The following is a 20,407-nucleotide window of genomic DNA, read 5'->3' as shown; positions in this document are numbered from 1 at the left end:
ATTTCTTGCCTTGCAACGAGCATAAAAAAACCCGCGACAGGCGCGGGTTTTTAACTTTCAGCAGGTTTGAATCAGTGTTTGATTCCGCCCACAAGTCTACCGCGCAAACTGAATGCGTTTAGTAGTAGACCGAGTAGGCGAGAAGAACGAAACATGGATTCAAACCTCATAAAATTGTGTGCTGCACATATTGGTACTGGAATCCCAGTGGGATGTCAACCTTCAATGAAGGGCTATTTATGCGGCTAAATAAGGAAAATATTCTGTCAGATATCGGCCAGCCAGCGTATTGAACAACTGCGCACGCGGCGCGGGTTAAAACAGACGATCGGTGGCGGCTGGCTGTGGCTTTGTATTTTATTAATTCACTGAAATTAAAGGATTTTATAATTTATCTTTCAGTCGGAGTAACCGGATTTATTTTCGCTGCTTCAGCATAATCGTATGAACTTTAATGATTTTAAGGTTAATTACGCCAGAAAAGAAATGCCACAGCAAATTGTGGGCTGCGGTAAGCGGCAATAACTTTTCGCTATTTCTTAGATCACGCTGAAAATAATTTCATCGCCAGCATTTTCCTCTGCGGTTGTGCGACGTGATTAGTGTATTCCGCGTAGCCCTTTCTTATCGCGCAGAGCCTTTACGTTGGCGCGGTTTAATTTGCGCGAGTTTGCGGTTTGCCTGCCAGGTTAACTGCGGTTATGGTAATCGTCCTACTCTCAAAACAATGAACTCAACAGATTTCTCTGTATCCGCAGGGCGGAACGCGTTTCCGCCGTGCGGGCATAAACATAAGGTTTTGATCTTACATTGGCAAAGCAGGTGCCTGGATGACGTAACGCACCACGCGCGTTAACGCAGCCTGGCCCTCACGCCTGGAGGCAGAAGATGGAGATGTTGTCAGGAGCCGAAATGGTCGTCCGTTCGTTAATCGATCAGGGCGTTAAGCAGGTATTCGGTTATCCGGGTGGCGCGGTGTTGGATATTTACGACGCGCTGCAAACGGTCGGGGGAATCGACCACGTTCTGGTGCGCCATGAACAGGGCGCGGTGCACATGGCCGATGGCCTGGCGCGCGCGACCGGCGAAGTCGGCGTGGTGCTGGTGACGTCCGGACCCGGCGCCACCAATGCGATTACCGGTATCGCCACGGCCTATATGGATTCAATCCCGCTGGTGATTCTGTCGGGGCAGGTGCCTTCGTCGCTGATCGGCTATGACGCCTTTCAGGAGTGCGACATGGTCGGCATCTCCCGTCCGGTGGTGAAACACAGTTTCCTGGTGAAAAACACCGAAGAGATCCCGACCGTGCTGAAAAAGGCGTTCTGGCTGGCGTCGAGCGGACGTCCGGGGCCGGTGGTGATCGATCTGCCAAAAGACATTCTTAATCCGGCCAATAAACTGCCTTATCACTGGCCGGAAGAAGTGAGCATGCGCTCTTACAATCCAACGATTCAGGGGCACAAAGGGCAGATCAAACGAGCATTGAATACGCTGCTGGCAGCCCATAAGCCAGTGATCTACGTCGGTGGCGGCGCGATCACCTCAGGCTGTGAGGCGGAACTGCTGCAGCTGGCGGAGAGCCTGAACATCCCGGTCACCACCTCGCTGATGGGGCTGGGCGCGTTTCCTGGTACTCACCGTCAATGCGTCGGCATGCTGGGGATGCACGGTACCTACGAAGCCAATATGACCATGCACAATGCCGACCTGATTTTCGGCGTTGGGGTTCGCTTTGATGATCGTACCACTAACAACCTGGCAAAATATTGCCCGGATGCCACGGTGATGCACATTGATATTGATCCCACCTCCATCTCAAAAACGGTGGCGGCCGATATCCCGATCGTTGGCGATGCCCGCCAGGTGCTGCAGCAGATGCTGGAGCTACTGGCCCAGACTGACAGCAAACAGCCGCTCGACAGCCTGCGTGACTGGTGGCAATCGATTGAAAGCTGGCGCAGCCGTCAGTGCCTGGAATTTGATCGTACCAGCGCAAAAATTAAGCCGCAGGCGGTTATTGAAACCATCTGCCGCCTGACCAAAGGCGACGCTTATGTCACCTCTGACGTCGGTCAGCATCAGATGTTTGCGGCGCTGTACTACCAGTTTGATAAGCCGCGTCGCTGGATCAACTCCGGCGGTCTCGGCACCATGGGCTTTGGCCTGCCTGCCGCGCTCGGCGTGAAAATGGCGTTGCCGGATGAAACCGTTATTTGTGTCACCGGCGACGGCAGTATCCAGATGAACATTCAGGAGCTGTCGACCGCGCTGCAGTACAATCTGCCGGTGCTGGTGCTGAACCTTAACAACCGTTTCCTCGGCATGGTGAAACAGTGGCAGGACATGATCTATTCCGGCCGCCACTCCCAGTCTTATATGGAATCGCTGCCTGATTTCGTCCGTCTGGCAGAAGCCTATGGGCATGTCGGAATCGCCATTGAGCATCCGGCGGAGCTGGAAGAGAAGCTGACGCTGGCGCTGGAAACACTGGCGCAGGGACGGCTGGTATTTGTGGATGTCACCGTCGACGGCAGTGAGCACGTTTATCCGATGCAGATTCGCGGTGGCAGCATGGATGAGATGTGGTTAAGCAAAACGGAGAGGACATAACTATGCGTCGCATTTTATCGGTTCTGCTGGAGAACGAATCCGGCGCATTATCCCGCGTGGTCGGCCTGTTCTCACAGCGTGGCTATAACATCGAAAGCCTGACCGTTGCGCCAACGGACGATCCGACGCTATCGCGAATGACGATACAGACCGTCGGCGATCAGAAGGTGCTGGAGCAGATCGAGAAGCAGCTGCACAAGCTGGTTGATGTGCTGCGCGTGACCGAACTGGGGCAGGGCGCGTACGTTGAGCGTGAAATTATGCTGGTGAAAATTCAGGCCAGCGGCTACGGCCGGGAAGAGGTGAAGCGCAATGCGGAAATCTTCCGGGGCCAGATTATTGATGTGACCCCGACGCTGTATACGGTTCAGCTTGCCGGCACCAGCGACAAACTGGACGCATTCCTGAATACCGTGCGCGATGTGGCGGAGATTGTCGAAGTGGCACGCTCCGGAATCGTCGGGGTGTCGCGTGGCGATCGCATCATGCGTTAATCACCTTGCGTAATCACTCAGGATGACTCTAACCCGGCGAAATGCCGGGTTTTTTTATTTTTTATGCGCCAGACCAGTTACATTCAGAAAAGCGGTTGCTCCGCGCACTTTTCTGCTGTTAGATGATAACCATGAGTTGTCCATAGCTTAACTGCGGCTATTTTAGTCGTGCGAACGGCTTTGATTGAGGGTTATCGTGAAACTGGATGAAATTGCGCGTCTGGCGGGCGTGTCGCGTACCACGGCCAGTTATGTGATTAATGGCAAAGCGCGGCAGTATCGTGTCAGCGACAAAACCGTTGAGAAAGTGATGGCGGTGGTGCGTGAGCACAATTACCACCCGAATGCAGTGGCGGCCGGACTGCGCGCCGGGCGCACCCGTTCCATTGGCTTAGTCATTCCCGATCTGGAAAATACCAGCTATACCCGCATCGCGAATTATCTTGAGCGTCAGGCACGGCAGCGGGGTTATCAGTTGCTGATCGCCTGTTCAGAAGATCAGCCGGATAATGAGATGCGCTGCATTGAGCATCTGCTGCAACGGCAGGTTGATGCGATCATCGTTTCTACTTCATTACCGCCAGAGCATCCGTTTTATCAGCGCTGGATCAACGATCCTCTGCCCATCATCGCCTTAGACCGCGCCCTCGATCGCGAGCACTTCACCAGCGTGGTGGGTGCCGATCAGGATGATGCCTATACGCTGGCCGCCGAATTACGTCAGCTCGAGGTTAAAAATGTGCTGTTTCTCGGCGCGCTACCCGAACTGTCGGTCAGTTTCCTGCGTGAGATGGGCTTCCGTGACGCGTGGAAAGAGGATAGTCGTCCAATCGACTACATCTACTGCAACAGTTTTGAGCGTACCGCTGCTGCGGCGCTGTTCGAAAAGTACCTTGAAGATCATCCGATGCCTGAGGCGCTGTTCACCACGTCGTTTGGCCTGCTACAGGGCGTGATGGATGTGACGCTGAAACGTGACGGACGGCTCCCGACCGAGCTGGCTATCGCGACCTTTGGCGACCACGAATTACTGGACTTTCTTGAGTGTCCGGTGCTGGCGGTGGGTCAGCGCCATCGTGACGTGGCGGAGCGGGTACTGGAATTAGTTTTAGCCTCCTTAGACGAACCGAGAAAACCGAAACCGGGGTTAACGCGCATCCGGCGTAATTTATACCGTCGCGGACAATTAAGCCGAAAAGTTAAATGAGTGACGGGCAGTATTAAGCTGCCCGCCTGTTTTAAATTGTGGCCTTTGGCGGTTCTGATAGCGGGAGGAGGTAAAAAAGCGTAAATTCTGCTCACTGAATCTAACAAATCAAAAAGCTTTATTTTTTATTATTTGTTTACAACTTCAACAAACCTTCTGTTCCCGTCCCGCCTGAAGCCGCTGGGCTTCCTTTAAGAAATCCCCTAAAATGCCGCCGCTGTCTCAGAAACTGCGATAAATATTTAGCGCTTTACATTGTTTCATTTTTAGCCGTTTTTCCCCGGCCCGCTATTTTTATTCAGGTATTCATCAGCTTAATTTTTATTTTTGCCTTTTATTTGAATATAACGTCGCCAGACGCTAATTCACCGGTCTGCAAATAGTGATATTCAACTGCCGCTCCGGCTTGACAAGGATTTCATCGGGTCCTTAAACTCGTTTCGTGGTAAAAAGTGGGATAAAGTGGCGCAAATGGGTGAGCGGGGGGTAAGGCTGGCATGTTCCGCGGAGCAACGTTAGTCAATCTCGACAGTAAAGGGCGGCTCGCAGTACCAACGCGATATCGCGATTTACTGAACAGCGAGTCTCAGGGGCAGATGGTCTGTACCATCGACCTCCACCAGCCATGCCTGTTGCTTTATACCCTGCCCGAATGGGAAATCATTGAAAAAAAGCTGGCCCGCTTATCCAGTATGAATCCACTTGAGCGCCGCGTGCAGCGCCTGTTACTGGGCCATGCCAGTGAGTGTCAGATGGATAATGCAGGGCGCTTGTTGCTGGCGAATACGCTTCGCCAACACGCTAAATTAACCAAAGAAGTGATGCTGGTTGGACAGTTCAATAAGTTTGAACTGTGGGATGAACAGACCTGGTATCAACAAGTCAGGGACGATATTGACGCAGAACAGTCGGCTCAGGAGCCTTTATCTGAGCGGTTGCAGGACTTGTCGCTATAGCTATGCAGGAAAATTTTAAACATACCACCGTGCTGTTGGATGAGGCGGTTAACGGCCTCAATATCAGGGAAGACGGGATTTACATCGACGGCACATTCGGTCGTGGCGGTCATTCGCGCTTAATTCTTTCGCAGCTTGGGGCGAAGGGAAAGCTCATCGCTATCGATCGTGACCCGCAAGCTATTGCCGCGGCCGCTGAGATCACCGATCCGCGCTTCTCCATTATTCATGGTCCTTTTTCCGCGCTGGCGGAGTACGTTTCTGAACGGGGATTAGTCGGCAAAATTGACGGCATTTTACTGGATTTAGGCGTGTCGTCGCCGCAGCTGGATGATGCCGAACGCGGCTTCTCCTTTATGCGCGACGGACCACTGGATATGCGAATGGACCCGTCGCGGGGTCATTCCGCCGCTGAGTGGTTGCTCCACGCTGAAGAAGCCGACATCGCTTTCGTGCTGAAGACCTATGGCGAAGAGCGTTTCGCCAAACGTATCGCCCGCGCCATTGTTGAGCGCAACCGCGAGCAGCCGATGACACGCACCAAAGAGCTGGCTGAGGTGATCGCCATCGCCACGCCGGTGAAAGATAAATTTAAGCATCCGGCGACGCGCAGCTTCCAGGCGATTCGAATCTGGATCAACAGTGAACTGGAAGAGATCGACATTGCGCTGAAAGGCGCGGTTGAGGTGCTGGCACCGCAGGGACGTCTGTCGGTCATCAGCTTCCACTCACTGGAAGATCGGCTGGTGAAGCGCTTTATGCGCGATCAGAGCCGCGGGCCGCAGGTGCCAGCTGGATTGCCAATGACGGAACAGCAGTTACGCGCGCTGGGCGGACGAGAACTGAAGTTGCTGGGCAAACTGTCGCCGGGCGAGGCTGAAGTGGCTGAGAACCCACGCGCGCGCAGCTCGGTACTACGAATCGCGGAGAAGACCGACGCATGATCGGTAATGAGCGCCACAGCCTGCCTGGCGTGATTGGCGGCGATCTGCTGCGGAAAGGCAAGATTCCGGTGTTGCTGCTGATCGCCGTGCTGGTTTCTGCGGTACTGGTGGTCACCACCACGCACAAAACGCGCTTGCTGACGGCGCAACGTGAACAGCTGGTACTGGAGCGGGATGCGCTGGATATCGAATGGCGCAACCTGATCCTGGAAGAGAACGCCCTGGGCGATCACAGTCGTGTTGAACGAATCGCAACCGAGAAGTTGCAATTGCAGCATGTTGATCCTTCACAAGAAAATATTGTGGTGCAGAAATAAGGACCTCAGATAGCGAATGAGCGGCGCAGGCAGAACGCTGAAGTTGAAGAAACCGGAAGATAAAGCCAGCTTTGTAAGCTGGCGTTTTGCGTTGCTGTGCGGCTGTATTTTGCTGGCGCTGGGAGGATTACTGTCGCGTGTTGCCTGGCTGCAGGTGATTAATCCTGACAGGCTGGTGAAAGAGGGCGATCTGCGTTCGCTGCGCGTTCAGGCGGTGCCGACGTCGCGCGGTATGATCAGCGACCGCGCCGGACGACCGCTGGCAGTGAGCGTGCCGGTCAACGCTATCTGGGCCGATCCCAAAGAGCTGCATGCCGGCGGCGGCGTAACGCTGGACAGCCGCTGGAAGGCGCTGTCGGATGCGCTTTCGATTCCGCTCGACCAGCTGGCCGCGCGGGTTAACGCCAATCCCAAAGGCCGCTTTGTCTATCTGGCGCGCCAGGTCAATCCGGCCATCGGCGAGTACGTCAAAAAATTGAAACTGCCTGGTATCCATCTGCGTGAAGAGTCACGCCGTTACTACCCGGCGGGGCAGGTCACGTCTCATCTGATTGGTTTTACCAATATCGACGGTCAGGGTATCGAAGGGGTCGAAAAAAGCTTTGATAAATGGCTGACCGGTGCACCGGGCGAACGAACGGTGCGTAAAGACCGATTTGGTCGGGTAATCGAAGATATCTCCTCGGTGGATAGCCGCGCTGCGCATAACCTGACCCTGAGCATCGATGAGCGTTTACAGGCGCTGGTCTATCGCGAACTGAACAACGCCGTCGCCTTTAACAAAGCTGAATCGGGCACTGCGGTGCTGGTAGATGTGAATACCGGCGAAGTGCTGGCGATGGCCAACAGCCCGGCTTACAACCCGAATAACCTCAGCAACACGCCGAAAGATCTGATGCGTAACCGCGCCATCACCGACATCTTCGAGCCGGGTTCTACCGTCAAGCCAATGGTGGTGATGACCGCCCTGCAGCGCGGTGTGGTCAAAGAGAATAGCGTACTGAATACCGTGCCGTACCGCGTCAATGGTCATGAGATCAAAGACGTGGCGCGCTACAGCGAACTGACCCTGACCGGGGTCTTACAGAAATCGAGTAACGTCGGGGTTTCACGTCTGGCGTTAGCGATGCCTTCCTCAGCGCTGGTAGATACTTACGCGCGCTTTGGGCTAGGTAAACCGACCAATTTGGGGCTGGTCGGGGAAAGCAGTGGCTTATACCCTCAAAAACAACGGTGGTCTGACATAGAGAGGGCCACCTTCTCTTTCGGCTACGGGCTAATGGTAACGCCGTTACAGTTAGCGCGAGTCTACGCAACCATTGGCAGCTACGGCATCAACCGTCCGCTGTCGATCACTAAGGTCGATCCCCCTGTCGCGGGACAACGCGTTTTCGATGAGTCACTGGTTAAAACCGTGATGCACATGATGGAAAGCGTGGCGCTGCCCGGCGGCGGCGGGGTGAAAGCGGCGATTAAAGGCTATCGCATCGCCATCAAAACCGGTACCGCTAAAAAAGTCGGGCCGGATGGACGCTACGTCAATAAATACATTGCTTATACCGCAGGCGTCGCGCCTGCCAGTCATCCTCGATTCGCGCTGGTGGTGGTGATCAACGATCCCCAGGCCGGCAAGTACTACGGTGGTGCGGTTTCTGCGCCGGTGTTTGGTGCCATCATGGGCGGCGTCCTGCGCACCATGAACATCGAGCCGGATGCGTTACCAACCAATGACAAGAACGAGTTGGTGACTAACAGAAGTGAGGAATCAAGTGACAGATCGTAACCTGCGCGACTTACTCGGCCCCTGGGTGCCAGGCGCGCCGGCGCGTCCACTGCGTGACATGACACTGGATAGCCGTACCGCGGCTTCCGGCGATCTGTTTGTCGCTATTGCAGGCCATCAGGCCGATGGACGCCGTTTCATCCCGCAGGCGATTGCACAAGGCGTTGCCGCCGTGGTGGCCGAAGCCGAAGGGGAAGCGGCCGACGGCGAAATCCGTGAAATGCACGGCGTACCGGTTATCTATCTGACGCAGCTGCATCAGCGTCTGTCGGCATTAGCCGGACGTTTCTATCAGCAGCCGGGCGAAAAACAGACGTTGATCGGCGTCACCGGCACCAACGGAAAAACCACCACCACCCAGTTGCTGGCGCAGTGGGCCAACCTGCTGGGCGAAACCAGTGCAGTGATGGGGACGGTGGGCAACGGATTGATCGGCCAGCTTGTGCCGGCGGAAAACACCACCGGCTCAGCGGTCGATGTTCAGCATCTGCTGCACGATCTGGCGGAACAAGGTGCCACACTGACCGCGATGGAGGTTTCTTCACACGGCCTGGTTCAGCACCGTGTCGCGGCGTTGCCGTTTGCGGCCGCCGTATTCACCAATCTCAGCCGCGATCACCTCGATTATCACGGCGATATGCAGCGCTATGAGTCCGCCAAATGGCTGCTGTTCTCTGAGCATCAGGTTGGTCAGGCGATTCTGAACGCCGATGATGAAGTCGGCCGTCGCTGGCTGGCCAGCCTGCCTGATGCCGTTGCCGTGACGATGGAAAATAATTTACAGCCTGGCTGCCACGGCCGCTGGCTGAAAGCCGACGCGGTGCAGTATCACGATAACGGCGCGCACATCCGTTTCAGCTCCAGCTGGGGCGAAGGCGAGATCGACAGCCGTCTGATGGGAGCGTTCAACGTCAGCAACTTACTGCTGGCGCTGGCGACGCTGCTGGCACTTGACTATCCGCTTGACGCACTGATCAAGGCAGCACCGAAGTTGCAGCCGGTCAACGGCCGGATGGAAGTGTTTAGTGCTGATGGCAAACCGACGGTAGTGGTTGATTATGCCCACACCCCGGATGCGCTGGAAAAAGCGCTGGAAGCCGCACGCCTGCACTGCACAGGAAAACTGTGGTGCCTGTTTGGCTGCGGCGGCGATCGTGATAAAGGCAAACGTCCGTTAATGGGCGCCATCGCTGAGCAATTCGCCGATGTGGTGGTGATCACCGATGACAACCCGCGCAGTGAAGATCCGCAGGCGATTGTGAAAGATATCCTGACCGGCCTGCTGGACCCGGGTCGCGCCCGCGTCGTCTCCGGGCGTGCGCAGGCGGTGACCAACACCATCATGCAGGCGCAGCCGGAAGATATCGTGCTGGTGGCGGGTAAAGGCCACGAAGACTACCAGATTATCGGCAATCGCCGGCTGGATTACTCCGATCGTGCCACGGTAGCGGCGCTGCTGGGAGGCGCGGCATGATCCCGGTTTCCTTAAAGACGCTCGCTGACATCACCGGCGGCACGCTGTATGGCAGTGATTTAACCGTGACGGACGTCACCACGGACACCCGCAAGGTAACGGCAGGCAGCCTGTTTATCGCGCTGGTTGGCGAACGTTTTGATGCCCATGACTTTGTGGGTGATGCAATTGCTAGCGGCGCGCAGGCGCTGTTAGTGAGTAAGCATTTACCTGTCGCCGTTCCGCAGGTAGTGGTTGAAGATACCCGACTGGGCTTTGGCAAGCTGGCGGCCTGGGTACGCCAGCAGGCGACAGCCCGGGTCGTAGCGCTGACCGGTTCATCCGGAAAAACGTCGGTCAAAGAGATGACCGCAGCGATCCTGCGCCAGTGCGGTGAAACCCTCTATACCGCCGGTAACCTTAACAACGATTTTGGCGTCCCGATGACGCTGCTGCGTCTGACCAGAGAGCATCAGTATGCGGTGATTGAGCTGGGTGCTAATCATCAGGGCGAGATCGCGTACACCACCGATCTGGTGCGGCCGGAGAGCGCGCTGGTCAACAACCTGGCGGCGGCGCATCTGGAAGGATTTGGCTCGCTGGCAGGCGTCGCTAAAGCCAAAGGTGAAATATTTATGGGATTGCCCGCCAACGGTACGGCGATCCTTAATGCGGATAGCAATGACTGGCCGAACTGGCAGACGTATCTGCAGGACCAGACGGTGTGGCGCTTCTCGCCGCAGGCGGCCGGATGTGACTTCTCTGCTCGTGATATCAGCATTGCGCATGATGGCACCCACTTTGTGATGGTGACGCCGCGCGGTGAGGTGGCGATTACGCTGCCGCTGCCGGGACGGCATAACGTCGCCAACGCGCTGGCCGCGGCGGCTCTGGCGCTGTCGGTTGATGCTCCGCTGAGTGCGATACAGCAAGGGCTAAAAACCCTGCAGTCGGTGCCGGGCCGCCTGTTCCCGATACGTTTATCTGCGCACCAGTTGCTGCTGGATGACAGCTATAACGCTAACGTCGGATCGATGACCGCTGCGGCGCAGGTACTGTCAGAAATGCCGGGTTATCGGGTGATGGTCACTGGCGATATGGCGGAACTGGGTGAAGAGACCGAACAGTGTCACCGTGAAGTCGGGCTGGCGGCGCGTGCTGCCGGTATCGATAAGGTCCTGAGCGTGGGGAACGTTAGCCAGTTGATCAGCGAAAGCAGCGGCGTTGGCGAACATTTCAGCGATAAAACCGCCCTGACTGAACGTTTACGTCAGCTGTTGTCCGAACACAAAGAAATGACTGTCTTGATTAAAGGTTCGCGTAGTGCCGCCATGGAGCAGGTAGTACAGAGCTTACAGGAGAAAGGAACATGTTAGTTTGGCTGGCCGAGCATCTGGTCGCTTTTTATTCGGGCTTTAACGTCTTTTCGTATCTGACGTTTCGCGCCATTGTCAGCCTGCTGACCGCGTTGTTTATCTCCCTGTGGATGGGGCCGCGCCTGATTGCCTGGCTGCAAAAATTGCAGATTGGTCAGGTAGTCCGTAACGATGGCCCGGAATCGCACTTCAGCAAGCGCGGCACCCCGACCATGGGCGGCATCATGATCCTCACCTCAATCACCATTTCGGTGTTGATGTGGGCTTATCCGTCAAACCCGTATGTCTGGTGCGTGCTGGTGGTGCTGATCGGCTTCGGGATCATCGGTTTTGTCGACGACTACCGCAAGGTGGTGCGCAAAGATACTAAGGGCTTGATCGCCCGCTGGAAGTATTTCTGGATGTCGGTGATTTCGCTCGGCGTGGCGTTTGCCCTGTATGTCGCCGGCAAGGATACCCCCGCAACGCAGCTGGTGGTGCCGTTTTTCAAAGACATCATGCCGCAGCTGGGGCTGTTTTATGTGCTGCTGGCCTACTTTGTGATTGTCGGCACCGGCAATGCCGTCAACCTGACCGATGGCCTTGATGGGCTGGCAATTATGCCAACGGTATTTGTGGCGGCTGGCTTCGCGCTGGTGGCCTGGGCAACCGGGAACGTGAAGTTTGCCGAGTATCTGCACATTCCTTATTTGCGTCATGCCGGTGAGCTGGTGATTGTCTGTACCGCTATCGTCGGGGCAGGGCTGGGGTTCCTGTGGTTCAACACCTATCCGGCTCAGGTCTTTATGGGCGATGTGGGTTCGCTGGCGTTAGGCGGCGCACTGGGCACTATTGCGGTGCTGCTGCGTCAGGAGTTTTTACTGGTGATCATGGGTGGCGTATTCGTGGTTGAAACGCTGTCGGTGATCCTGCAGGTGGGATCGTTTAAGTTGCGCGGCCAGCGTATTTTCCGCATGGCGCCGATCCATCACCACTATGAACTGAAGGGCTGGCCGGAACCGCGCGTCATTGTGCGCTTCTGGATTATTTCGCTAATGCTGGTGCTGATTGGCCTGGCCACGCTGAAGGTGCGTTAATCATGGCTGACTATCGGGGAAGAAAAGTCGTCATCATCGGGTTAGGCCTGACCGGTCTCTCCTGTGTTGATTTCTTTTTAGCGCAGGGCGTAACGCCTCGCGTGATGGACACCCGTGTGTCGCCGCCGGGGCTGGAGAAATTGCCGGCGCAGGTGGAACGCCATCTGGGTGGCATTAACGGTGACTGGCTGCTGGATGCCGACCTGATTGTCGCCAGCCCAGGCGTCGCGCTGGCCCATCCGATTCTGAGCGAAGCGATAGAAGCCGGCATTGAAATCGTCGGCGACATTGAGCTGTTCTGCCGTGAAGCCCAGGCGCCGATCGTGGCGATTACCGGCTCCAATGGTAAAAGCACCGTGACTACGCTGGTGGGTGAGATGGCGAAAGCGGCCGGCTGGCAGGTCGGCGTGGGCGGCAATATCGGGTTGCCGGCGCTCAGCCTGTTGCAGTCACCGGCGCAACTTTATGTACTGGAACTTTCCAGCTTCCAGCTTGAAACCACTCACAGCCTGAAAGCGGCAGCGGCGACGGTACTTAACGTCAGTGAAGATCATATGGATCGCTATCCGCTGGGCATGCAGCAGTATCGTGCTGCCAAACTGCGTATTTATGAAAATGCGAAGGTGTGCGTCGTCAATGCAGATGACGCGCTGACCATGCCGGTACGCGGCGCAGATGCGCGTTGCGTCAGCTTTGGCATTGACTTCGGTGACTATCATCTTAATAAGCAGCAGGGCAATGTCTGGCTGCGGGTGAAAGGCGAGAAGGTGCTGAACACCGCTGAAATGAAGCTGGTGGGACAACACAACTACACCAACGCGCTGGCGGCGCTGGCGCTGGCCGATGCAGTAGGACTGCCGCGCGCTTCCAGCCTGGCTGCATTAACCCAGTTTAATGGTCTGGCGCATCGCTTCCAGCTGGTGCTTGAGCATCAGGGCGTGCGCTGGATCAACGATTCCAAAGCCACCAACGTGGGCAGTACCGAGGCGGCGCTGAATGGCCTGCAGGTTACCGGCACCCTGTGGCTGCTGTTGGGCGGCGACGGTAAATCAGCCGATTTTTCACCGCTGACGCCTTATCTGCAGGGTGACAACGTGCGGACCTACTGCTTTGGCCGCGATGGCGATGCGCTGGCTTCGCTGCGTCCGGAGATTGCGGTGCGCACCGAAACCCTGCGTCAGGCGCTGGAACAGATCGTCCCGCAGCTGAAGTCAGGCGATATGGTGCTGTTGTCACCCGCCTGCGCCAGCCTTGATCAGTTCCGTAACTTTGAACAGCGTGGCGAACAGTTCGCCCAACTGGCGAAGGAGCTGAGCTGATGCATATTCCTGGCGCGGGTCTGGCGCGGTTCTTCTCGGGTCGTCTGAAAGATTGGGTGATGGGATCGCGCGAAAGCGATGATACCTCGCTGGTGCTGTATGACCGCACGCTGCTGTGGCTGACGTTCGGCCTGGCAGTGATTGGTTTTGTGATGGTGACTTCCGCCTCAATGCCGGTTGGTCAGCGTCTCAATGATGACCCGTTCTATTTTGCCAAGCGTGATGCGTTTTATATCGCGCTGGCGGTCGGTATGGCGCTGGTCACGCTGCGGGTGCCGATGGATTTCTGGCAGCGCTACAGCAACGTGATGTTAATGGCATCCGTCGCCATGCTGCTGATTGTACTGGTGGTCGGCAGTTCGGTTAACGGTGCATCGCGCTGGATCGCCCTCGGACCGCTGCGTATCCAGCCAGCCGAGTTATCTAAACTTACCCTGTTTTGCTATCTCGCCAGCTATCTGGTGCGCAAAGTGGAAGAGGTGCGTAACAACTTCTGGGGCTTCTGTAAGCCGATGGGCGTGATGGTGGTGCTGGCAGTACTGCTGCTGGCGCAACCGGACCTCGGTACCGTGGTGGTGCTGTTCGTCACCACGCTGGCCATGCTCTTCCTGGCCGGTGCCAAACTGTGGCAGTTCCTGGCCATCATCGGCTCCGGCATTTTTGCCGTGGTGCTGCTGATTATCGCCGAACCGTACCGTATGCGCCGCGTCACATCGTTCTGGAACCCGTGGGAAGATCCGTTCGGCAGCGGCTACCAGCTGACCCAGTCGCTGATGGCATTTGGCCGCGGTGAATTCTGGGGCCAGGGGCTGGGTAACTCGGTGCAAAAACTGGAATATCTGCCGGAAGCGCACACCGACTTTATTTTCTCGATTATCGGTGAAGAACTCGGCTACATCGGTGTGGTTATGGCGCTGTTAATGGTATTCTTCGTCGCTTTTCGTGCGATGTCGATTGGCCGCCGTGCACTGGAGCTGGATCAGCGTTTTTCCGGCTTTCTGGCCTGTTCAATTGGTGTCTGGTTTAGCTTTCAGGCTCTGGTTAACGTCGGCGCGGCAGCAGGTATGCTGCCCACTAAAGGTCTGACCCTGCCGCTGATCAGTTACGGCGGGTCGAGTCTGATTATTATGTCGACCGCCATCGTCTTTTTGTTACGCATAGATTATGAAACGCGCCTGGCGAAAGCGCAGGCGTTTACCCGAGGTGGTCGATGAGCAGTAAGCGATTGATGGTGATGGCAGGCGGAACCGGTGGGCATGTCTTTCCCGGTCTGGCTGTTGCCCATCATCTGATGGAACAGGGCTGGCAGGTCCGCTGGTTAGGTACTGCCGACCGTATGGAAGCGGATTTAGTGCCGAAGCACGGCATCGACATCGATTTCATTCGCATCAGCGGACTGCGCGGCAAAGGCGTTAAGGCGTTACTGCTGGCTCCGCTGCGCATCTTCAACGCATGGCGTCAGGCGCGTCGCATCATGAAAGCCTGGCAACCGGATGTAGTACTGGGGATGGGCGGTTATGTCTCCGGACCGGGCGGCTTAGCGGCCTGGAGTTGCGGTATCCCGGTGGTGCTGCATGAGCAGAATGGCATTGCCGGCCTGACCAACAAGTGGCTGGCGAAAATCGCCACCAAAGTGCTGCAGGCATTTCCCGGCGCGTTTCCCCGGGCGGATGTGGTCGGCAATCCGGTGCGTACCGATGTGCTGGCGCTGCCGCTGCCGGCTGAACGTCTGGCCCAGCGCAGTGGCCCGATACGGGTACTGGTGATTGGTGGCAGTCAGGGTGCGCGGGTGCTGAACCAGACGCTGCCGCAGGTTGCCGCTGAACTGGGTGATCAGATCACGCTGTGGCACCAGACCGGGAAAGGCGGCTTGCCGGTAGTTGAAAAAGCCTATCAGCAGGTCGGTCAGACCCAGCATAAGGTGACCGAGTTTATTGATGATATGGCCGCAGCCTACGCATGGGCTGATGTGGTGGTCTGTCGCTCCGGCGCCTTAACGGTGAGCGAAGTGGCTGCTGCCGGTTTACCGGCGATTTTTGTGCCGTTTCAGCATAAGGATCGCCAGCAGTACTGGAACGCGCTGCCGCTGGAGAAAGCGGGCGCGGCCCGAATTTTTGAGCAGCCGCAGTTTACGGCGGAGGCGGTAGCGGATCTGCTGCGCCACTGGGATCGCCCGACATTACTGACGATGGCCGAACAGGCCCGTCAGGTTGCGATCCCCGATGCGACCGAGCGGGTCGCGCAGGAAGTGGCACGCGCCGCAAAGTAATCATTCCGGTCAGCGCGTCTGACCCGTGCTCGGGTTGAGCACAAACTGAAAGAGCAGGTAATTGAGAGCGATGAATACACAACAATTGGCAAAACTGCGAACTATCGTGCCCGAGATGCGTCGCGTCCGGCACATCCACTTTGTCGGCATCGGCGGTGCTGGCATGGGCGGTATTGCCGAAGTGTTAGCAAATGAAGGCTACCATATCAGCGGTTCAGATCTGGCCCCTAACCCGGTGACCCAGAACCTGATTGCGTTGGGTGCCACCATTTATTTCAACCATCGCCCTGAGAATGTGACCGACGCCAGTGTGGTTGTGGTCTCCAGCGCCGTTGCGCAGGACAACCCTGAGCTGGTCGCTGCACGTGAGCAGCGCATCCCGGTGATCCGCCGGGCCGAAATGCTGGCTGAACTGATGCGTTTCCGTCATGGCATTGCCGTTGCCGGTACCCATGGCAAAACCACCACCACGGCGATGGTGTCGAGTATTTATGCAGAGGGCGGTCTCGATCCGACCTTTGTTAACGGCGGTCTGGTGAAAGCCGCAGGTACCCATGCGCGCCTGGGCAGCAGTCGTTACCTGATTGCGGAAGCCGATGAGAGCGATGCGTCGTTCCTGCATCTGCAGCCGATGGTGGCGATTGTCACCAACATCGAAGCCGACCATATGGATACCTATCAGGGCGACTTCGAGAACCTGAAGCAGACCTTTATTAATTTCCTGCACAACCTGCCGTTTTATGGCCGTGCAGTGATGTGTGTGGATGATGTGGTTATTCGTGACCTGATCCCGCGCGTAGGACGTCAAATCACCACTTACGGCTTCAGTGATGATGCGGACTTCCGCATTGAAAATTATCATCAGCGCGGCTCACAAGGGCACTTTACGCTGGTCCGTCAGGATAAACCGCTGCTGCAGATTACCCTGAATGCGCCGGGTCGTCATAACGCACTGAACGCGGCGGCGGCCGTAGCCGTGGCTAGCGAAGAGGGCATCGATGACAATGCGATTCTGGCCGCGCTGGAGAGTTTCCAGGGCACCGGCCGCCGTTTCGATCTGTTGGGTGAATTCCCGACCGAACCGGTAAACGGTCAGGTGGGCAGTGCGATGCTGGTGGATGATTATGGTCATCATCCGACCGAAGTCGATGCGACGATTAAAGCGGCACGCGCCGGCTGGCCAGATAAAAAGCTGGTGATGGTATTTCAGCCGCACCGCTATACCCGTACCCGCGATCTGTTTGATGACTTCGCTAACGTGCTGTCACAGGTCGATGTCCTGTTGATGCTGGATGTCTACTCTGCCGGCGAGACGGCGATTCCTGGTGCTGACAGTCGCTCGCTGTGCCGTGCGATTCGCAATCGCGGCAAGGTTGATCCGATTCTGGTGCCTGAGCATGACGCATTGCCAGAAATGCTGGCACCGCTGCTGTCTGGCAACGATCTGATTCTGGTGCAGGGTGCCGGTAACGTCGGCAAGGTTGCCCGCAAGCTGGCGGATTGTAAGCTCCAGCCGGAACGTAAAGCGGAGGATCGTCATGGCTGACAAAGTTGCAGTATTGATGGGCGGGACGTCCGCCGAGCGTGAGGTTTCGCTGATGTCTGGTCAGGCGGTGCTGGCCGGGCTACGTGAAAGCGGGATTGACGCGCACGCTGTCGACACCCGCGATGTGTCGGTACTGACGCTCAAAGAGCAGGGCTTTACCAAAGCGTTTATCGCTCTGCATGGTCGTGGCGGCGAAGATGGCACGCTACAGGCGGTGCTGGAATTTCTGCAGCTGCCTTACACCGGCAGCGGCGTGATGGCGTCAGCGGTCACCATGGACAAGCTGCGCACCAAGCTGCTGTGGCAGGGACGCGGTTTGCCTTCCGGGCAGTTTGTCTGGCTGACGCGCCAGCAGTTCGATGCCGGGCTGGATGCAGAGACGGAAGCGGCCATTGCTGCGCTCGGACTGCCGTTATTCGTCAAACCTGCCTGTGAAGGTTCCAGCGTGGGAATCAGCCGGGTCAATGCGCTGAGCGCCTTGCCTGACGCGCTGGCAACCGCTTTTGAGCACGACGATAACGTGCTGGTCGAGGCGTTTCTCAGCGGCGCGGAGTACACGGTGGCGATTGTGGGCGATCGCATCCTGCCCTCTATCGAAATAAAGAGCGCCAGCGAGTTCTATGACTATGAAGCAAAATATATTTCTGACGATACTCAGTACGTCTGTCCGGCCGACCTGAGCCCGGCGCGTGAAGCTGAATTACAGCAACTGGTGCTGGCGGCCTGGCGTGCGCTTGGCTGTCGCGGCTGGGGCAGGGTGGATGTGATGACCGATGGTGCGGGCAATTTCCAGCTGCTGGAAGCCAATACCTCACCGGGAATGACCAGCCACAGCCTGGTGCCGATGGCGGCGAAACAGGCCGGCATGAGCTTCGCGCAGCTGGTTGCGCATATTCTGGAGTTGGCCGACTGATATGTCACAGGCGGCGATGAGAGTTCGAAACCGTGAACCGCAGGAGCGTATACGCACCGGGCGCAGTAACGGAGCCCGACTGTTCGGCATCGTTTTTTTGCTGATCGTGATAGGCATTATGATTTCTGGCGGGCTGGTGGTGCTGAAGTGGATGAACGATGCATCACGTCTGCCGTTATCGAAACTGGTGGTGACCGGGCAAACCCATTACACCACCCACGATGACATTCGCCAGGCGATTCTGTCACTTGGCGCGCCGGGCACGTTCATGTCGCAGGACGTGGATATTCTGCAGCAGCAGATAGAGAGGCTGCCGTGGATTAAGCAGGTCAGCGTGCGTAAACAGTGGCCGGACGAGCTGAAGATCCATCTGGTGGAATATACCCCGGTGGCGCGCTGGAACGATCTGCATATGGTTGACGCGGATGGCGTCTCCTTCAGCGTCCCGGCTAACCATATCGGCAAAGAAACCCTGCCGATGCTGTATGGACCAGAAGGCAGTGAGAAAGAGGTGCTGGCGGGTTATCACAGCATGGACGATGTACTGAAGGCCAGAAAGTTTACCCTGAAGGTCGCGTCGATGACGGCCCGGCGTTCATGGCAGCTGGTTACCAGTGACGATGTGCGCATCGAACTGGGGCGCAGCGACACCATGAAGCGTCTGAACCGCTTTATTGAGCTCTACCCGGTGCTGCAACAGCAAGGTCAGAACGAGAGCAAACGTATCAGCTACGTGGATTTACGATACGACTCGGGCGCCTCTGTTGGCTGGACGCCGGTCGTGATAGAGCCACAGGACAGTAATCAGCAACAGAACCAGGCACAGGCTAAACAACAATGATCAAGGCAACGGACAGAAAACTGGTAGTTGGACTCGAAATTGGCACCGCGAAGGTTGCCGCCCTGGTTGGGGAAATTCTGCCCGATGGTATGGTCAATATTATTGGGGTGGGCAGCTGCCCGTCCCGCGGTATGGATAAAGGTGGCGTGAATGACCTTGAGTCGGTGGTGAAATGCGTACAGCGCGCCATCGATCAGGCTGAGCTGATGGCAGATTGCCAGATTTCCTCCGTCTACCTTGCGTTATCGGGCAAACATATTAGTTGTCAGAACGAAATCGGGATGGTTCCGATTTCCGAAGAGGAAGTGACTCAGGATGATGTAGAGAACGTAGTGCATACCGCTAAGTCGGTGCGTGTGCGTGACGAGCATCGCATCCTGCATGTTATTCCTCAGGAATACGCCATTGATTATCAGGAAGGGATCAAAAATCCGGTCGGGCTTTCCGGGGTGCGGATGCAGGCAAAAGTGCATCTGATCACCTGTCACAACGATATGGCGAAAAATATTGTTAAAGCCGTTGAACGATGTGGCCTGAAAGTTGACCAACTGATTTTTGCCGGCCTGGCATCCAGTTTTGCGGTTCTGACCGAAGACGAACGTGAGCTGGGTGTCTGTGTTGTCGACATCGGTGGCGGTACAATGGACATTGCCGTATATACCGGCGGTGCTTTACGGCACACTAAGGTTATTCCTTATGCAGGCAACGTGGTCACCAGCGACATCGCCTATGCATTTGGCACACCGCCAACCGATGCGGAAGCGATCAAAGTGCGTCACGGTTGCGCGCTGGGCTCGATTGTCGGCAAAGATGAGAACGTTGAAGTGCCGAGCGTGGGCGGACGTCCACCGCGCAGCCTGCAGCGTCAGACGCTGGCCGAAGTGATTGAGCCGCGTTATACCGAGCTTTTGAATCTGGTCAATGACGAGATTCTGCAGTTACAGGAACAACTGCGTCAGCAGGGCGTGAAGCACCATCTTGCGGCGGGCATTGTCCTGACCGGCGGTGCCGCGCAAATCGAAGGACTGGCGGCCTGTGCGCAACGCGTATTCCATACGCAGGTGCGTATCGGACAACCGCTGAATATTACCGGCTTAACTGACTATGCGCAGGAGTCGTACTACTCCACCGCGGTGGGACTGTTGCATTACGGCAAAGAGTCGCACATGAACGGCGATGCAGAGACCGAAAAACGGGTTTCGGTAGGCAACTGGTTCAAGCGCATCAATAGTTGGTTGAAAAAAGAGTTTTAATTTTTGTAAAAGGGGATCATGCTGTTTTCTTTAGTGATCTCCAGGCG

The 20,407-nt window shown here is 56.5% G+C and carries 18 protein-coding genes; 17 read left to right on the top strand and 1 reads right to left on the bottom strand.

The genetic code is table 11. The features are described 5' to 3' along the window. Window positions 1-71: 71 nt before the first annotated feature. On the bottom strand, window positions 72-155 hold the full coding sequence (gene leuL / locus ACLIBF_RS17685; RefSeq protein WP_122983613.1) for a leu operon leader peptide: 84 nt from the start codon (window positions 153-155) through the stop codon (window positions 72-74). Between the two features lie 733 nt (window positions 156-888). Between leuL and ilvI the strand changes: the two genes are divergently transcribed. From ilvI to ftsA, 17 genes are all read left to right on the top strand, one after another. Continuing rightward, window positions 889-2,613, top strand: a complete 1,725-nt coding sequence (gene ilvI, locus ACLIBF_RS17680; protein ID WP_031375986.1) for an acetolactate synthase 3 large subunit — start codon at window positions 889-891, stop codon at window positions 2,611-2,613. 2 nt (window positions 2,614-2,615) lie between these two features. Next, window positions 2,616-3,107, top strand: coding sequence for an acetolactate synthase small subunit (gene ilvN / locus ACLIBF_RS17675; protein ID WP_010253849.1), 492 nt, complete (start codon window positions 2,616-2,618; stop codon window positions 3,105-3,107). 196 nt (window positions 3,108-3,303) lie between these two features. Beyond that, window positions 3,304-4,314 carry a catabolite repressor/activator gene (cra, locus tag ACLIBF_RS17670; RefSeq protein ID WP_031375985.1) on the top strand — a complete coding sequence of 337 codons (1,011 nt, stop codon included), beginning with the start codon at window positions 3,304-3,306 and terminating at the stop codon, window positions 4,312-4,314. Between the two features lie 497 nt (window positions 4,315-4,811). Then, window positions 4,812-5,270 carry a division/cell wall cluster transcriptional repressor MraZ gene (mraZ, locus tag ACLIBF_RS17665; protein ID WP_069728434.1) on the top strand — a complete coding sequence of 153 codons (459 nt, stop codon included), beginning with the start codon at window positions 4,812-4,814 and terminating at the stop codon, window positions 5,268-5,270. A 2-nt stretch (window positions 5,271-5,272) separates the two neighbouring features. Further along, the gene (gene rsmH / locus ACLIBF_RS17660; RefSeq protein ID WP_031375983.1) at window positions 5,273-6,214 is read left to right on the top strand and encodes a 16S rRNA (cytosine(1402)-N(4))-methyltransferase RsmH; all 942 of its coding nucleotides are present in this window, start codon (window positions 5,273-5,275) and stop codon (window positions 6,212-6,214) included. Next, the gene (gene ftsL / locus ACLIBF_RS17655; protein WP_031375982.1) at window positions 6,211-6,531 is read left to right on the top strand and encodes a cell division protein FtsL; all 321 of its coding nucleotides are present in this window, start codon (window positions 6,211-6,213) and stop codon (window positions 6,529-6,531) included. Before rsmH ends, ftsL begins: the two co-directional genes overlap by 4 nt. A 16-nt stretch (window positions 6,532-6,547) precedes the next feature. After that, complete coding sequence (locus tag ACLIBF_RS17650) at window positions 6,548-8,314, top strand: peptidoglycan glycosyltransferase FtsI (RefSeq protein ID WP_031375981.1); 1,767 nt, start codon at window positions 6,548-6,550, stop codon at window positions 8,312-8,314. Beyond that, complete coding sequence (gene murE, locus ACLIBF_RS17645) at window positions 8,301-9,788, top strand: UDP-N-acetylmuramoyl-L-alanyl-D-glutamate--2,6-diaminopimelate ligase (protein WP_279810070.1); 1,488 nt, start codon at window positions 8,301-8,303, stop codon at window positions 9,786-9,788. The genes ACLIBF_RS17650 and murE overlap by 14 nt, the downstream gene beginning before the upstream one ends. Next, window positions 9,785-11,143, top strand: coding sequence for a UDP-N-acetylmuramoyl-tripeptide--D-alanyl-D-alanine ligase (gene murF / locus ACLIBF_RS17640; protein ID WP_069728432.1), 1,359 nt, complete (start codon window positions 9,785-9,787; stop codon window positions 11,141-11,143). The genes murE and murF overlap by 4 nt, the downstream gene beginning before the upstream one ends. Then, entirely contained in the window at window positions 11,137-12,219 is a 1,083-nt protein-coding gene (mraY, locus tag ACLIBF_RS17635) for a phospho-N-acetylmuramoyl-pentapeptide-transferase (protein WP_031375978.1), read from the top strand. Before murF ends, mraY begins: the two co-directional genes overlap by 7 nt. Window positions 12,220-12,221: 2 nt before the next feature. Continuing rightward, window positions 12,222-13,538 carry a UDP-N-acetylmuramoyl-L-alanine--D-glutamate ligase gene (gene murD / locus ACLIBF_RS17630; RefSeq protein ID WP_089561377.1) on the top strand — a complete coding sequence of 439 codons (1,317 nt, stop codon included), beginning with the start codon at window positions 12,222-12,224 and terminating at the stop codon, window positions 13,536-13,538. After that, window positions 13,538-14,752: a cell division protein FtsW gene (gene ftsW / locus ACLIBF_RS17625; RefSeq protein ID WP_031375976.1), complete on the top strand. Its 1,215-nt coding sequence runs from the start codon at window positions 13,538-13,540 to the stop codon at window positions 14,750-14,752. The genes murD and ftsW overlap by 1 nt, the downstream gene beginning before the upstream one ends. Then, window positions 14,749-15,807 carry an undecaprenyldiphospho-muramoylpentapeptide beta-N-acetylglucosaminyltransferase gene (gene murG / locus ACLIBF_RS17620; protein ID WP_031375975.1) on the top strand — a complete coding sequence of 353 codons (1,059 nt, stop codon included), beginning with the start codon at window positions 14,749-14,751 and terminating at the stop codon, window positions 15,805-15,807. Before ftsW ends, murG begins: the two co-directional genes overlap by 4 nt. A gap of 70 nt (window positions 15,808-15,877) precedes the next feature. Beyond that, the gene (gene murC, locus ACLIBF_RS17615; RefSeq protein WP_031375974.1) at window positions 15,878-17,353 is read left to right on the top strand and encodes a UDP-N-acetylmuramate--L-alanine ligase; all 1,476 of its coding nucleotides are present in this window, start codon (window positions 15,878-15,880) and stop codon (window positions 17,351-17,353) included. Continuing rightward, window positions 17,346-18,266, top strand: coding sequence for a D-alanine--D-alanine ligase (locus ACLIBF_RS17610; protein WP_031375973.1), 921 nt, complete (start codon window positions 17,346-17,348; stop codon window positions 18,264-18,266). Before murC ends, ACLIBF_RS17610 begins: the two co-directional genes overlap by 8 nt. 1 nt (window position 18,267) lies before the next feature. Next, window positions 18,268-19,107 carry a cell division protein FtsQ gene (gene ftsQ, locus ACLIBF_RS17605; protein ID WP_279810068.1) on the top strand — a complete coding sequence of 280 codons (840 nt, stop codon included), beginning with the start codon at window positions 18,268-18,270 and terminating at the stop codon, window positions 19,105-19,107. After that, window positions 19,104-20,360, top strand: a complete 1,257-nt coding sequence (ftsA, locus tag ACLIBF_RS17600; RefSeq protein ID WP_003854739.1) for a cell division protein FtsA — start codon at window positions 19,104-19,106, stop codon at window positions 20,358-20,360. The genes ftsQ and ftsA overlap by 4 nt, the downstream gene beginning before the upstream one ends. Window positions 20,361-20,407: the final 47 nt, after the last annotated feature.

Source organism: Pantoea sp. PGP6 (assembly GCF_053474785.1).
The sequence above is the reverse complement of the archived record's forward strand: the minus strand, read 5'-3'. Positions and strand labels throughout refer to the sequence as shown.

What these genes read in the sequence shown, in the direction of transcription:
- leuL (WP_122983613.1), bottom strand. Translation starts at nt 155, where the DNA reads ATGTTTCGTTCTTCTCGCCTACTCGGTCTACTACTAAACGCATTCAGT.
- ilvI (WP_031375986.1), top strand. Translation starts at nt 889, where the DNA reads ATGGAGATGTTGTCAGGAGCCGAAATGGTCGTCCGTTCGTTAATCGAT.
- ilvN (WP_010253849.1), top strand. Translation starts at nt 2,616, where the DNA reads ATGCGTCGCATTTTATCGGTTCTGCTGGAGAACGAATCCGGCGCATTA.
- mraZ (WP_069728434.1), top strand. Translation starts at nt 4,812, where the DNA reads ATGTTCCGCGGAGCAACGTTAGTCAATCTCGACAGTAAAGGGCGGCTC.
- rsmH (WP_031375983.1), top strand. Translation starts at nt 5,273, where the DNA reads ATGCAGGAAAATTTTAAACATACCACCGTGCTGTTGGATGAGGCGGTT.
- ftsL (WP_031375982.1), top strand. Translation starts at nt 6,211, where the DNA reads ATGATCGGTAATGAGCGCCACAGCCTGCCTGGCGTGATTGGCGGCGAT.
- ACLIBF_RS17650 (WP_031375981.1), top strand. Translation starts at nt 6,548, where the DNA reads ATGAGCGGCGCAGGCAGAACGCTGAAGTTGAAGAAACCGGAAGATAAA.
- murF (WP_069728432.1), top strand. Translation starts at nt 9,785, where the DNA reads ATGATCCCGGTTTCCTTAAAGACGCTCGCTGACATCACCGGCGGCACG.
- mraY (WP_031375978.1), top strand. Translation starts at nt 11,137, where the DNA reads ATGTTAGTTTGGCTGGCCGAGCATCTGGTCGCTTTTTATTCGGGCTTT.
- murD (WP_089561377.1), top strand. Translation starts at nt 12,222, where the DNA reads ATGGCTGACTATCGGGGAAGAAAAGTCGTCATCATCGGGTTAGGCCTG.
- ftsW (WP_031375976.1), top strand. Translation starts at nt 13,538, where the DNA reads ATGCATATTCCTGGCGCGGGTCTGGCGCGGTTCTTCTCGGGTCGTCTG.
- murG (WP_031375975.1), top strand. Translation starts at nt 14,749, where the DNA reads ATGAGCAGTAAGCGATTGATGGTGATGGCAGGCGGAACCGGTGGGCAT.
- murC (WP_031375974.1), top strand. Translation starts at nt 15,878, where the DNA reads ATGAATACACAACAATTGGCAAAACTGCGAACTATCGTGCCCGAGATG.
- ACLIBF_RS17610 (WP_031375973.1), top strand. Translation starts at nt 17,346, where the DNA reads ATGGCTGACAAAGTTGCAGTATTGATGGGCGGGACGTCCGCCGAGCGT.
- ftsQ (WP_279810068.1), top strand. Translation starts at nt 18,268, where the DNA reads ATGTCACAGGCGGCGATGAGAGTTCGAAACCGTGAACCGCAGGAGCGT.
- ftsA (WP_003854739.1), top strand. Translation starts at nt 19,104, where the DNA reads ATGATCAAGGCAACGGACAGAAAACTGGTAGTTGGACTCGAAATTGGC.